Source organism: Candidatus Babeliales bacterium, from assembly GCA_019749895.1.
Classification (GTDB): Bacteria; Babelota; Babeliae; order Babelales; family RVW-14; genus AaIE-18.
In genome coordinates this window covers 103,367-116,865 of sequence record JAIEPG010000003.1, presented here as the reverse complement: position 1 = coordinate 116,865, position 13,499 = coordinate 103,367, and the positions used below count along the sequence as shown (strand labels likewise).

The window sequence follows — 13,499 nt, the reverse complement described above, 5'->3', positions numbered from 1 at the left end:
AATAAGTACGATACGTTTAATAAGTACACGGCCATAGCTCTCAGCGGGTGCTCTAATCCGCCATCACTTTGCACGCCATTATTTCTAGCACAAAAATTTTTTAAATTTCATTTTTCTTTTTTACGAAGTCGGGTATCTTGTTGTTCCCAGCTTTTCTTAACAGATAGAAAAGACAGGCGTTACCAAATTATTACCAATAATCCTTTTTTATGGAGTGATCATGCAAGAAAAGCTCTCCGGTAAGTTATATAAGTTATGGGGCATTAAGCGAGAGTTTCTTCTCAAAATATTGCTACTTTCAGCAACGTACTTCTTTTTAATGGCTTGCCACGTAATTTGGAAGCCGCTTAAGTACTCGCTTTTTGGCCAAATTGTTGGCACCAGCTCCGTTCCTTTCGCTAAAATTTCTTCTCTGCTTTTCTTGATTCCGCTCATCTTACTCTACTCAAAACTTGTCGACTGGCTCAGACGCCACCACCTTCTCTACTTTTTTACTATATCACACGCTCTTGGTGGTCTATTTTTTTACTACTTCATTTCGCACCCTGTTTACGGCATTGCTAACAGCGACACAGGACCAAGCCGTTACATCGGCTGGCTCTTTTACTTCTTTATGGAAAGCTTCGACGCTTTTCTTTCAACCACCTTCTGGTCATTTGCCGACTCAGTAAACAACGCCAACGACGCAAAATACTATTATGGCTTTTTTGTTTCCGGCTCAAAAATTGGCGGCATGCTCACAGCAGCAACGCTTTACTTTGTACTCACTGGTGCAACAGCAGAAAGCCAATTAGCTATTATTCCTAACGCACTTTTAATTGGCAGTGGTATGCTTTTTGCTGCAGCAAGCTGCATTTACTTGCTCGTTAAAAAGGTACCCGAAGGCATTATGCACGGCTACGAAAAAGTATATCAACTCGAAAAGCATAAAGATGTTGAAGCTACAGACAATGAAACACCCAAAGCGCTGCCAACACAATTTCAAGGCTTCATGCGCTCAGTTATGAGTGCCTTTGACGGCCTAACACTCATGGTAAAAAGTGCTTATGTCATGGGTATTTTCTCGCTGGTATTTTTCTACGAAATCATTATCGCTATTTTTGATTACTTGGTAATGCTACGTGCCGAAAGTGCACATCCTTCAATTGGTTCAATGACTGCTTACTATGCGCTGTATTTTTTCATTATGAATGGCATTGGTTTGTGCATTAGCTTGTTTGGAACCACCCCTCTCTTACGTATTTTGGGTATCAGAATGTCACTCTTTGCCTTCCCACTCATCTGCCTTATCATGCTGGGCATAACATTTATATTCCCTCAAGGCTGGATTTTGTTTGGCACCCTGATTGGCTTGCGCGCTTTTAACTATGCGCTCAACCATCCAACACGAGAAGTTTTGTATATTCCAACAACAAAAGATATCAAATTTAAAGCCAAAACATGGACCGATGCTTTTGGCTCTCGTATTGCCAAAGGGTTTGGTTCATTCTTCAACTTAGCTCTTCAAAGTGTTACGCCAGCTATTGCCTTATTTTCAAGCATAACGTTCAGCCTTGGCTTAACGGGTATTTGGTTGGTAATTACCTACTTCTTGGGTAAAACATTACAAAGTGCTATCGACCACAACCGTATTATTGGCGAAACAAAAGAGACAAAAAACACTGCTCAATAGCAAGTAGTAACCAGCAAGTACAACAAAAGGGAAGAGTATGATATTTAGATTTGCCAGACATATTTCGCGCACGATGGAAGAAAAATTACAAATTGACGCCAACGAAATAAAAAAACTATTTCTTTTGGCTTTCTCATTTTTCTTTATAATAGCGTCATACTCAATTCTTCGCTCGCTCAAAACATCGATTTTTTTGGGACTTGTGGGCAAAGAATATCAGCCAATGACGCGCCTTATTGCCATTGTAATTATGTTTCCAGCAATGCTTGGCTATGCCAAACTTGTTGATAAATTTAAACGTGAACAAATTGTTTATACCATCATTGGTATTTACGCTATAGCAAGCATTATCTTTGCCATACTTTTAGCCCACCCCACCATTGGTGTGCAAAACACGTTCACTAGCCCCTACCGCTTTATTGGCTGGGGTTTTGAAATTTTCATGGATCTTTACTCGGCGCTGGTAGTAAGTACATTTTGGAGCTTTGTTAACTCAGTCTGCACGCCAATGTTTGCAGAAAAAGGATACGGCACCATAGTGGCTATCTCTAAAATAGGGGGCATTGCCGCCGCTCTTATTGGCTTATTAATAACAAGATCTGGTCTTGAAACATCATCATCAATCCCACTGCTTACCGCAAGCGCTGGCATTTTCTTATTGCTTTCAATTCTCTTGGTACGTTCCATTATCAAAACAATTCCAGATTCATATTTGCACGGCTATCAAGCAGCATTTGTTGAAGAAAAAAAGGCCGAAAAGCAACTCAAAAAACCAGGCATTTTTGAAGGCTTACGCCTCATGATTACCGAACCGTACGTTCTTGGAATTTTCGGTATTTTGTACAGCATGGAAATTATTTCAATCATTTTTGATTATCAAATGCAAGTGTTAATGTCCGTTGAAATGAATAACCACATTGGCTCAATGAGCTCATTTATGTTTATTTATACGGCAACATTTCAAGTTTGTACCTTCTTATTTGCATTTTTGGGCACCTCAACGTTGTTAAAAAAAATTGGGGTCCGCGCCTGCTTAATTATTACTCCGCTCGTACTGGGGCTTCTTTCGCTCATCATGCTCAGCTGGCCATCGCTCTGGATAACATTTTTTATCCTGGTTATTTTGCGCGCCCTTAACTACGGCTTCAACCAGCCAGTACGTGAAATACTGTATATTCCAACAGTTAAAGATATCCAATTCAAATCAAAAGCCTGGATTGAGTCGTTTGGAAAAACCTTTTCCAAAGCCTCAGGCTCGGCATTTAGCTGGATTTCTATAACCACCAATCCGCTTTTGTGCATTCGAACCAACGCTATATTTTCTTTTGCCATCAGCGCTTTTTACCTGGTTATCGTATTTTTCTTGGGCCGACGCTATGCAAAAACAGTTGAAAATAATGAAGTTATAGGCACAAAGAGATATAAATCTTGATCTTAAACTCATTTCTGATAGAATTGAGAGCGTTATTGTAAGCATTTTATGCAGTTATTATAATTGGACCTTGTTTCTTATTGACGGGTGGTTACCTTACAAAATACGTAAAAAACCAAAGAAACAATAGATATAACCCGAAGAAGGATTTTTATGAACATCGATTTAAAAGATATGCTCAAAGCTGGCCTTCATTTTGGTCACAAGACTTCACGTTGGTCGCCAAACATGCGTCCCTACATCTGGGGCTCAAAAAATCACGTACATTTGATTGATATCTCCAAGACTGCCTTCTTGTTAGAAAAAACAGGCCTTGAGTTGAAAAAACTCGCAGCTGAAGGTGGCACATTCTTGTGGATTGGTACTAAAAAGCCTGCTCAAAAGATCGTTCAAGAAATTGCAACCAAGTTGAATATGCCTTGGGTTATTCATCGCTGGATCGGCGGCACCTTGAGCAACTTTGATCAAGTTAAAAAAGCTATTACACGCCTTCTTCATTTGCGCGATGTTATGGCAAAACCTACTGCTCATTACACAAAAAAAGAACTTGTGATGATCCAAAAGGAAATCGAACGTCTTGAAAAGAATGTTGGCGGTATTATTGAATTGTCATACCCACCAGCAGGTTTGATTGTTGTTGACGCAGGCAGAGAACAATCTGCAATAAAAGAAGCTTCACGTTTGGGTATTCCAATCGTATCACTCGTCGACACCAACACAGATCCTTCAGGCGTTAACTTTGTTATTCCTGCAAACGATGACTCACCAAAATCGATTCGTTATGTTCTTGAATACTTGCAAGCAAAAGTTGAAGAAGGTATGAAAGAATTTAAAGACAACAAAGGCGCAGAAAAAGCTGCTAAAAAAGTAGTTGCTAAAGAAGTTGCACCAGTTGTTGAACCGGTAATCATTGAAGCATTAGCTCTTGAAGAAGGTGACGATATTGTTGGTAACACAGCAAAAGTAGAAGCTATCAAAAAGCCTCTTTCACGATCACCAATCAAGAAATAAGGTTTTTCGGGAGAGATGGCTGAGTGGCCGAAAGCGCATGATTGGAAATCATGTATGTCCTGAAAAGGGCATCGAGGGTTCGAATCCCTCTCTCTCCGCCATCCTACGCTCATCGCACTACGTGCTCGTAGCTCCGGATGGCAGGCCAGTTATTTTTAAATGAAATTCACAGCTTTTACGTAAAAAAACGTATAAAGCAAAGAAAATTGGGACGAAATAAGTAGTTTTTGTGCACAATCTGTCAGATCCGGAAGGAAGCAGCAGGGGTATGAAAATTCTGTATTTTGTCCCTTTTTTATCACCTTTTAAAAACACTTGACTATTATTAAATTTAATTTACAATCAGAATATAAAGTTATTCAGATTGTAATTGTGCTGTTTAACTAAAAAATCGCCATTTTGGAGATTTCTAAAACTTTTTAAAGAATAACTGGGAGGTTATATCATGAAAAAGTTACCTAATTTAATGTTAATTCTCGGCTTGTTAGCAGGGTCATTACACGGCGCGGCAACATCGTCTAGCCCAAGCACACAGGCTACAAACATTGTAGAACGCTACCAAAACCTTGCAGTAGATAAAGATAAAAGCTATTTGAAGCTCGCAATTTTAGAAAAGTTTATAGCTGCAAAAAATATAGTACACCTTTCCGAGCTCAAAGAAAAAACAAGTAACGCACAAGAAATAACAGCAATCGAAAAACAATTGAAAGAACTCGAGGCACGAATAACCAAAGCGCTAGAAATTATTGAACACTATGAAACGTATCCATTTGCTAGCTTCATTTCAGAGACAACCACATTAATTCTACAAAGCACAAAAATGTCTGCCCTTCTTAAGCACCATGCAGCAACAGAAAAACGCATAGACACCATAGAATTAGAAATGGCTGAGTTAGCACGGAGCACAGGCTTGGGTATAATGCCACGTCAAAAATTTGAAAGGCGCTGGAGAATCTATCTTGGCAAAGCTCCACGAGCAAGTTCAAAACGCAAACCGGTAATTATCAATAATTGTCATAGCAAATATGAGGCAAACTACCTGGCATATATTCTCTTAAAGGCATTCATCCTTGAATTGGACCATGAAACAATAAGCCAAGATATTATCGATAGCGCTGCAGAACAACAACTTATGGAAATATCAAAAGAAATAAATCGCTTAGAATACTACGCAGAAAAAACAAAAGCCTACTCTTTTCATAAAAAAATAGAGCAATACGTTGACAACATTATAGAAAAACAATACGGACACCTTGATGGCCAAGAATTAAGAGAAGCACTTCAATATGAAGTTGATGCAATCGAAAAAAGGCTTAACGGCAGATAAAAGACGAGGTTATATCATGAAAAAATTTAATTATTTATTACTCACACTCAGCTTAATCACTGGCTCATTACACAGCGCAGCAACATCAGATGCACCAGTACCTGCTGGACACTCAGAAAGCCCAAGCAAGCAAGAACTCGAACGCCAAATCCACGAATCCAATTTAATGCTTTTATTCTTACAAGAAAGCTTGCTTGAAAACGAGGTAATATACCTTCAGTCGCTAAAAAAAGAAACATCAGATACAACCATGCTAAAAAATATTACTTCTATCATTCGAACCTACAATACAAAACGGCTTGACTTACAAAATCAAATTAAAAAATACAGCAGACTTCCATTTTTTAATGACATACAAACCTGCGCAGACTTAACTGTTCAAGAATGCTACGAGGCAGAAAATTCTTCTTACCAATCAATAAAAAACGCTATTGAAAAGGACATTGAAGAAACTATCAATAATTTATTAGAAAAAAGAGCACAACTAGCAACCCTACTCACACCACTCAAAAGCACAGGCCTAGGCATGGCACCGCGCAAAAAGTTTGCCGGAATAAACCCAGTACGCCGTGGACAAAGAAAAAAAGGATTAACAACAAAAAATCGTATTGAAGCGCTTAAGCAAGATGCTCGCGAAGACTAAATAAAGGTTATATCATGAAAAAAATATATTACACACTGGGACTTATTTTTATTGCCAGCAGCGCTTATGGAGCCGCAAGCTCAACGTCGCATCAAAAAACTACATCAACCGTTACCGGCAAAAAAATTAGCGTTGTTAGCAATGAAAAAAAGATCATTCTTTTGAGCCATCAACTAAGTTTTTATGCGCAAGAGATAGAAAGATATTTTATTCAACAAGCAACGGTAAATGCCGAACTACAAAAATTAAGTCACGATGCCGACCAAATTGCTCTGGCACAGTTATCAAACCCGCATGATGCACACGTAGCAACACAATTACAAGAAGCTGAACAAGCAATAAACGAAAAAAGCGCTGTAATGATAGAACTAATGTTTGAAACGACAATTATTGAAGAAGAGTACCAAACTGCTGCAAAAAAACTTAAAGAGCACCAAAAAAACCGCCCATCTTTGGGCACCATCAACGACATAGTCAAAGCAACCGAACGAGCAAAGATGGAACTTATGACACAAAATATTACTCATAAAAAGTTAGAGCAATTCTATCGCGAAAAATTAGCTAAGATAAAACAAGAACGCCTTGCAGAATTCGAAGAAGAATAATAAGAAGAAGACAAGTAAAAACAGAGGTTATCATGAAAAAAATATATTACACACTACTTATGCTCAGCTTTTTTGCCAGCAGCGCTCACCCAGCCGCAAGCTCACAAGAAAACACAAGCTCAGCACAAACGCGGCTGGAACGCAGAGCGGCAATTAAAGCAAGCCTGCACCATCCTAATCGTAAGCTTCGCCAAGACTTAAACTTACGCGCTATTCTTGGTCACAAAGCAGTAGATCGAATCACAAAAATCGTAGACAACGAGAAAATGATTATTATCTTAGGTCACAAGCGTAAGATTTACCGCAGTCAAATCAGAAAATGTCGCCACCAAGAAAAACAGTTGGCTGACAAAATAGAAAAATTAGAACAAAAAATTTCAGAACTCGGAAAAGAGAAATCATCAAGCAAATCGACCAACAAAAGAGAAATACAAAACCTAGCAGCACGAATACACATAAAAAACAACCAAGCATACAATTTATCCATTGATAAAATGACACTAAAAAGTACGCTTGCCTACATTAATAATAAACTTAGTAATCTCATTGCTGAAAGAAGCAGTTATCAGGCAAATCCCGTGATTCAACAAGCCGTAGAAAAAGCACGCCAAGAATTTGAAGAAAGCAGAATAATTGGCCACGAACTGCGCTGTATTTACTTTGACAAATTAACAAAAGCAAAACGTACAGAACTTGCAGAATTGCTCGAAGAAAAAAGCCCATTTGGAATGGCGAGCTACGAACATCAAAGACAATCATTGTTGAAAATTAACCAACAACTTTGTCAACTGTGTGTATCGCGCCAAGCATATGCCCACTATCCAAACCTGCAAGCACTCAAAGCAAAAGCTCGTTTAGTTGCACAAGAATTAGAACATCAAGCAAGAAACATGTACAGCAGGCTTGCAACCACAAGCATATTTTTGACTTGGGATGATAACGATCAAGAAGATAGTAAACAAGAAGAACGCATGAAAAAAAATATCGAACATCGAATAATGAAAGACTACTTAAATCTTTTGGAAAAAGCAGTTAAAGAATACATGTTCGAATAATAAATCTCATATAACCCCCAGTTTCAAAAAGGGCTTCGCACAGGCGAGGCCTTTTTTGTTGCCTAAAAAAAAGCTTTTTTTACCTTGAATAATGTTGAAACTTGTAACCAATTTTAAATCAGTGTACATTCGGTACAATCCTGAGGGAAAGCTTCACATTTCAAAGAATCTATGGTGGTAGTACGGTATGGCTCACGCAACACAACAAACATTGAACTTAGCACGCAAATGGCGCCCACAAAATTTTTCACAAGTGGTGGGGCAAGACATTCCCATTCGCATGCTCAAAAACAGTTTATATTTAAAAAAATACTTTCCCGTTTATCTCTTTGCTGGCCAACGCGGCTGCGGTAAAACATCAACCGCACGCGTTTTTGCTGCAGCACTCAATTGTCTTAAGCTGCCAGCGTTTCAAGAGCAACCAACTAGCCAAGAAATTCCATGCTTGGAATGTTCGTCGTGTACTGCCATGATGCGCGGCAACCATCCCGATTTTATTGAAATTGACGCCGCATCAAACACCGGCGTAGACAATGTGCGCCAAATTATTGAAACGGCTTCGTACGTTCCACTTTCGGGCCAAAAAAAAGTCTACCTGATCGACGAAGCCCACATGCTCAGCAAGGCAGCGTTTAATGCCTTTTTAAAAATTTTGGAAGAACCACCAGAAACGGTGCTCTTTATTTTGGCAACAACCGAATTACAAAAAATACCTGAAACAGTTTTGTCACGTTGTTTTCAGCTTACCTTCCATCCCATCAGTGGCGTGTTTTTAAAAGAACACTTGCGCACGATGTGCGAGCAAGAAAAAATTAGTATCGACGATGATGCACTACAAATCTTGGTTGAAGAAACGGGCGGCTGCGCGCGCGACGCCATTAACCTGCTTGAACAGGTCCGCTTTTCAAGCACGCACATTAACGCAGAGCAGGTTTTACGGGTGCTAGGCAAAGTAAGCAACGCGGTGGGCCTAACCTTGTTTGAACTATTGCTAGACCGCAAACCAGACCAGGTACTTACCTATTTGCACGAAATTTCATTTCAGAGCATTGCCCCGCTTACACTCTGGAATATGCTTGTGGCACTGTGCCGCGCACTGCTGTGGGCAAAATATGGCGTTACCTCCATCCCCAACTCCTTCAGCAAAAACCTTGCAACGCTGGAAACACTTGCAGAAAAATGTCCACTGAGTCGACTTCATGGCATTATGCAACTTTTGCTTAGCCAAGAGGCTTTGTTCCAGCAAACCAGCCAGAAGCATACTTTTTTGGAAGTTATCATGCTGCACATGTGTGAACAAACCGGAACGGCAACTATCCCAAACCCGCCAAAGCAGCACAACCCAAACAACGATAATACCGGTCCAAGCACCCCACTACCAGCAAAAACGGCCACCTCAGGCCCTTCCGCTGCAAGCACCAGCTCCCCTTCGCTCATCCCGAGTGCTTCACAAAGTGAAGCGTATCGAGGGACCGCCCCAAAGGCAACCATTGAAAAAAGCGAAACCAAGCTGGTGGTCACCATTCCTGTTGATGATTCAGTAGAAAATAGCGAAAAATGGAAGGCTTTTGTAGAAAACGTCTTGGCAAAAAGCGATGACCAGCTCTTAAACTCAATTTTAATGCAAACCCGCTTTTTGGGCAACGATAGCACCACCGGCTCAATAACCATTAAATTGAGTAGCAACAGCAATTTTTTTAAAGAAAAAATTAAAGAAAGCGCCGCTATGTGGCAAGAACACCTCAAGCAGCACTTTGACCACTTTACTGGCTTTAACTTCGCTCACAATGCCGAGCCAGTCAGTCCAAAGCCATCACCGGCGGCTCAGCCAACCATCGACCCGAGCAGTATTAAGCCGGCAGCCCCGCGCCCAGCAACAAGCCAGGCCCCAAACACTCAGTACCGCACGTTTAATGCCCCGCCTAAAAAGCAGGGACCCGCTTTAGAGCCCTTTGATGTGCAGGACAAGGAAAAATGGCCCTTGGCAAACTTGCTTACTAGCCATTTTCCGGGTACAATAAAGAAGGCGGCAAAGCCCCTCATTAACTCTTAATTACATTCCAAAAGCAAAGCAGTAAGGACTCGGTAAGCAATGAATAAAAAGGTAAAATACCCAACGGTTGTATTAGTTGGTAGAACAAATGTTGGTAAATCAACATTATTTAACCGCCTTGCAAGCGAACAAAAAAGTATTGTATTTGAACGCGAAGGCGTAACCCGCGACTACATTGAAGAAAAAATTACGTGGGCAGACAAAACCTTTAAAATCATTGATACCGGTGGTTTTGAATTTAAAAGAAATATGACCGAAATTGAAACACGCGTACAAGAAAAAGTTTTGCGCTTGCTGGACAATGCATCGCTTCTTTTGTTTGTTTGTGATGGTAAAAACGGTCTAACACAAGGCGATCTTCATATTGCCAAAATTTTACACAGAACCAGAAAACCGGTTATTGTGGTAGTAAACAAAGCAGACAACAAACGTGCACTTGAAGACAATGCCGCAGAATTCTATTCACTCAGCTTTGAAGAAATCATTAACGTTTCCAGTATTCACGGAACCGGTATTGGCAGACTCCTTGAACGTATTACCGACATTGTGCCACAACCAACAACTATTGAAGGTGAAGTACCGCAATACAAAATGGTAATTGTTGGCAAGCCCAACGTTGGCAAATCGTCCCTCATGAACCTATTGCTCAACCAAGAACGTTCTATTGTATCAGAAGTTGCCGGCACCACGCGTGAACCCATTACCGAAATGTTGCAGCGCGCCGACGAACTGATCCAGCTTGTTGATACCGCTGGCGTTCGTAAAAAAAGCCGCGTTGATGATGAACTAGAACAGCTGATGGTTAAAAGCTCACTGGAAGCAATTCGTGAAGCAGACGTGGTACTGTTAATGATCGACGCTTCACAAGGCAAAATCTCTGATCAAGAACTGAAATTGCTCTTTTACGTTTACGAAGTTAATAAGCCAGTTTTAGTCCTTTACAACAAAACTGACTTAATCAAAGAAGACGACTACACCAAGGCACAGCTTAAAAGCAGCTTGGAAGAGTACAATTTTGTCTTGAAAAAGACACCTCAAATTAACATTTCGTGCCTTTCAAAGAAAAACGTAAGCAAAGTTATTGATCAAGTTAATTCCCTGGTCAAGCGCTGTTCACAAAGCTTTAACTCAAGCGAACTTGATGAACTGGTAAAACAAAGCTTAAGCACTAAACCAATGTACCATAAACGTATCTTGCTGCGTCTGTTCAAAATTCGTAACGTTCCAGCACAAATCCCAACCTTTGTTTTGCATGTAAACTACCCCGAGTTCTTTGGGCCATCGCAGCTTGGTTTTATCGAAAATATTATTCGATCACATTACGATATTAAAGGTTGCCCAGTTCAATTTAGTGTACGAAAAGTATAGTTTATGAGCCTGGCTCTTTCGGTCGTTTGTTTAAGCCAAACGTTGGGCAAGAAACAGATTTTACAAGACATTTCATTTGCAGCTCAAAGTGGTTTAGTTACGGTACTCTTGGGCCCCAACGGCGCAGGAAAAACAACATTACTCACCACGATCATGGGCCTTAACCCGGCACCAATGGCCGACCAAAAGAATCAAAAAAATATCATCTCACTCAATCATGAAATTATTAACGGTTGGCGCGTAGATCAGCGCGTCAACCGTGGTCTTATCTACCTGCCTCAAAGCAGCTCGCTGTTCCAAAGCATGTCCGTGCACGATAACCTGCAACTCGTTTTTGAGTATCATGCTTTTTGGCACAAAAAAACCAACCATTCTTTTTATGCCGAGCGCGACATGTGGCTTGAGCGCACCCAGCTCATGCACAGCCTGAAGCAAAAAGCAGGGGTACTTTCGGGCGGACAAAAGCGTAAGCTTGAAGTAGTCCGCGCATTACTTATGCACCCAGAGCTCATTTTATTGGACGAACCCTTTGCTGGTGTTGATCCAAAGTCAATCTACGAACTAAAAAAGATATTTACAGATATGGCTCAATCTGGTATTGGTATAGTACTTTCAGATCATCATGTTGACCAACTTTTGTCGATAGCCGATTTAGTTTATGTTGTAATGCAAGGCCATGTAGTAACATCAGGCACCATCAAAGAAATTCTTGCCAACAAAGATACCCAAGAACGCTATCTCGGCGATCAATTTTATAGCGAAATTGCAGAACGATTTTTATAAAAAAGGTAAGGGAGAAGGCAGCAATGAATATCAAAATTTCATTTCAAAACATGGATCATTCAGACCCATTGGAAACTCACGCACGCGAAAAATTGGCAAAGCTTAACGACATTTTAGAAAATGCCGAAAATCTAAGCCCCTTCAACATTGAGCTTCATTTACGCGCTAACAAACTCCACCCACACCATGCAGCGCATTTGCACGTTAAAACACCCCGCTTTGACTTAAATGCACAAGAAGAAGGTACCGATATGTACGTGGTTGTTGACGACACTATTGACAAAATGGTCTCACTACTAAAAAAAGAAAAAGAAAAAAAGAACGATAAAAACCGTAAGTTTGAAACCGAAAAAAACAAATTTGGTTCGGACAAATATTAACCCTTCGATACATTTTTCCTGCGGAAAAACACTCAGGGTGAGCGGGTCCTGACAAGATAAACGTAATACAAAAAATTTATTAACTAAAAAAAGATGTCTTTTAGTTCGCTCGTCCCGAGTGCCCGTAGGGTGTATCGAGGGACCTAAAAACCTGAGTAAACCAGCAAAGCCTTAACCAGCAACGGGAAAACCCCCATCAGCAAACACGCCCCAACACCCGTGCGCACTGCAGACCACAACACTGGCAGTTTTGACGATGGCCGCAAAAAGAATAACCCCAACAGCAAAAACGTTACTGATTCAAAAACAAAAAATAAGCTTCGCGGCGCAAACTTCACACTCAACATGATGCAACAAACTAATGCAACCAAGCGCAATTCGCGCAGCCAAAATGAATACTGCGTGGTAGTGGCAAACCAAAGACCCAGCGAAATAACCACTACCACCAGCAGCATTAAGCAATAAATGACCCAAAACCAATAATCTTTCAAAAAATCACTCAGTGCATAGCGCACCTGAGTCAAAACCCGGACAAGCGGGTCTAAAAAGAATAACTCTTCTTCCGGCACGGCTGCCAATCCAACAGAATCTGCACGTGGACCACGCGTCTCATGCCGCTCTGCAGCCAAGTTTTGGCTTTTACTACCTGCTACTAACTGACCCGCCAACGGCATCACCACATAGTTAAACTTATGCCGACCCTGCCTATCTAAAGATAAAAGGCTGACATACAACTTTGCTTTTTTAAAACCGGAACTCAACCGCCTAGTCGAACTTGAAAAAGTAAACCGCAGCGTTACATTCAGCGGCCCTTGCAACACCTTTTTGTCGGCCCGTAAAGCAGCAATATGGCGTACCACTGGCTCACTGGCTACCTTAAAACCTTTCAGCACTACCCCCTCATAATCAAGCGAAAAAGATAAAGAATCGTAATAAACCACCTGATCGGGCAAGGGCAGGTTGATACGCATCTTAATTCGTTGCGTTGCAACAATACGCTTAAAATCAGTCAAAAGCTCGCCAGTTGCACTACGCAAAAACGGACTAAAAAAAGCAAATAATAAAAAAATGATGACCGAATAACTTTTTTTTATCATAAACTTTACCAAAACTATTTATTTTCTATTTGAAAATACTATACACTCAGGGTGTAGGAATCTGATTGAACTA

Annotated in this window: 12 protein-coding genes, 1 tRNA gene and 1 other RNA gene; 13 read left to right on the top strand and 1 reads right to left on the bottom strand. The window is 40.6% G+C overall.

The genetic code is table 11. From position 1 onward, the window contains the following. Window positions 1-220 precede the first annotated feature (220 nt). The 13 genes from K2W90_03260 to raiA all read left to right on the top strand — a co-directional run bounded on the left by K2W90_03260 (window position 221) and on the right by raiA (window position 12,329). On the top strand, window positions 221-1,672 hold the full coding sequence (locus K2W90_03260; GenBank protein ID MBY0353356.1) for a hypothetical protein: 1,452 nt from the start codon (window positions 221-223) through the stop codon (window positions 1,670-1,672). A 37-nt stretch (window positions 1,673-1,709) separates the two neighbouring features. After that, a complete protein-coding gene (locus K2W90_03255) occupies window positions 1,710-3,104 on the top strand; it encodes a hypothetical protein (GenBank protein ID MBY0353355.1) in 1,395 nt (464 codons plus the stop codon). Between the two features lie 153 nt (window positions 3,105-3,257). Beyond that, entirely contained in the window at window positions 3,258-4,115 is an 858-nt protein-coding gene (rpsB, locus tag K2W90_03250; GenBank protein MBY0353354.1) for a 30S ribosomal protein S2, read from the top strand. Between the two features lie 9 nt (window positions 4,116-4,124). Next, window positions 4,125-4,216 (top strand) — tRNA-Ser (locus tag K2W90_03245). Window positions 4,217-4,320: 104 nt separating this feature from the next. Continuing rightward, window positions 4,321-4,412, top strand: an RNA gene (ffs, locus tag K2W90_03240) — signal recognition particle sRNA small type. A 148-nt stretch (window positions 4,413-4,560) separates the two neighbouring features. After that, the gene (locus K2W90_03235) at window positions 4,561-5,442 is read left to right on the top strand and encodes a hypothetical protein (protein MBY0353353.1); all 882 of its coding nucleotides are present in this window, start codon (window positions 4,561-4,563) and stop codon (window positions 5,440-5,442) included. A gap of 16 nt (window positions 5,443-5,458) precedes the next feature. Further along, window positions 5,459-6,085 (top strand): hypothetical protein, encoded by a 627-nt coding sequence (locus K2W90_03230; GenBank protein ID MBY0353352.1) that lies wholly within the window; start codon window positions 5,459-5,461, stop codon window positions 6,083-6,085. A gap of 14 nt (window positions 6,086-6,099) precedes the next feature. Then, window positions 6,100-6,690, top strand: coding sequence for a hypothetical protein (locus tag K2W90_03225; GenBank protein ID MBY0353351.1), 591 nt, complete (start codon window positions 6,100-6,102; stop codon window positions 6,688-6,690). A 32-nt stretch (window positions 6,691-6,722) separates the two neighbouring features. After that, window positions 6,723-7,745 (top strand): hypothetical protein, encoded by a 1,023-nt coding sequence (locus K2W90_03220; protein ID MBY0353350.1) that lies wholly within the window; start codon window positions 6,723-6,725, stop codon window positions 7,743-7,745. A 187-nt stretch (window positions 7,746-7,932) separates the two neighbouring features. Next, window positions 7,933-9,798, top strand: a complete 1,866-nt coding sequence (gene dnaX / locus K2W90_03215; protein MBY0353349.1) for a DNA polymerase III subunit gamma/tau — start codon at window positions 7,933-7,935, stop codon at window positions 9,796-9,798. 39 nt (window positions 9,799-9,837) lie between these two features. Then, window positions 9,838-11,166, top strand: a complete 1,329-nt coding sequence (gene der / locus K2W90_03210) for a ribosome biogenesis GTPase Der (protein ID MBY0353348.1) — start codon at window positions 9,838-9,840, stop codon at window positions 11,164-11,166. A 3-nt stretch (window positions 11,167-11,169) separates the two neighbouring features. Further along, window positions 11,170-11,949 (top strand): ATP-binding cassette domain-containing protein, encoded by a 780-nt coding sequence (locus tag K2W90_03205; GenBank protein ID MBY0353347.1) that lies wholly within the window; start codon window positions 11,170-11,172, stop codon window positions 11,947-11,949. 23 nt (window positions 11,950-11,972) lie between these two features. Next, complete coding sequence (raiA, locus tag K2W90_03200; GenBank protein MBY0353346.1) at window positions 11,973-12,329, top strand: ribosome-associated translation inhibitor RaiA; 357 nt, start codon at window positions 11,973-11,975, stop codon at window positions 12,327-12,329. Between the two features lie 143 nt (window positions 12,330-12,472). On the opposite strand, the gene K2W90_03195 is transcribed toward raiA, so the two are convergent. Further along, a complete protein-coding gene (locus K2W90_03195) occupies window positions 12,473-13,426 on the bottom strand; it encodes a hypothetical protein (protein MBY0353345.1) in 954 nt (317 codons plus the stop codon). Between the last annotated feature and the right edge of the window lie 73 nt (window positions 13,427-13,499).

Excerpts from the sequence above, each read along its gene's own strand:
- K2W90_03225 (MBY0353351.1), top strand. The coding sequence starts at position 6,100 with ATGAAAAAAATATATTACACACTGGGACTTATTTTTATTGCCAGCAGC.
- K2W90_03220 (MBY0353350.1), top strand. The coding sequence starts at position 6,723 with ATGAAAAAAATATATTACACACTACTTATGCTCAGCTTTTTTGCCAGC.
- raiA (MBY0353346.1), top strand. The coding sequence starts at position 11,973 with ATGAATATCAAAATTTCATTTCAAAACATGGATCATTCAGACCCATTG.
- K2W90_03235 (MBY0353353.1), top strand. The coding sequence starts at position 4,561 with ATGAAAAAGTTACCTAATTTAATGTTAATTCTCGGCTTGTTAGCAGGG.
- rpsB (MBY0353354.1), top strand. The coding sequence starts at position 3,258 with ATGAACATCGATTTAAAAGATATGCTCAAAGCTGGCCTTCATTTTGGT.
- K2W90_03255 (MBY0353355.1), top strand. The coding sequence starts at position 1,710 with ATGATATTTAGATTTGCCAGACATATTTCGCGCACGATGGAAGAAAAA.
- K2W90_03195 (MBY0353345.1), bottom strand. The coding sequence starts at position 13,426 with ATGATAAAAAAAAGTTATTCGGTCATCATTTTTTTATTATTTGCTTTT.
- K2W90_03230 (MBY0353352.1), top strand. The coding sequence starts at position 5,459 with ATGAAAAAATTTAATTATTTATTACTCACACTCAGCTTAATCACTGGC.
- dnaX (MBY0353349.1), top strand. The coding sequence starts at position 7,933 with ATGGCTCACGCAACACAACAAACATTGAACTTAGCACGCAAATGGCGC.
- der (MBY0353348.1), top strand. The coding sequence starts at position 9,838 with ATGAATAAAAAGGTAAAATACCCAACGGTTGTATTAGTTGGTAGAACA.
- K2W90_03205 (MBY0353347.1), top strand. The coding sequence starts at position 11,170 with ATGAGCCTGGCTCTTTCGGTCGTTTGTTTAAGCCAAACGTTGGGCAAG.
- K2W90_03260 (MBY0353356.1), top strand. The coding sequence starts at position 221 with ATGCAAGAAAAGCTCTCCGGTAAGTTATATAAGTTATGGGGCATTAAG.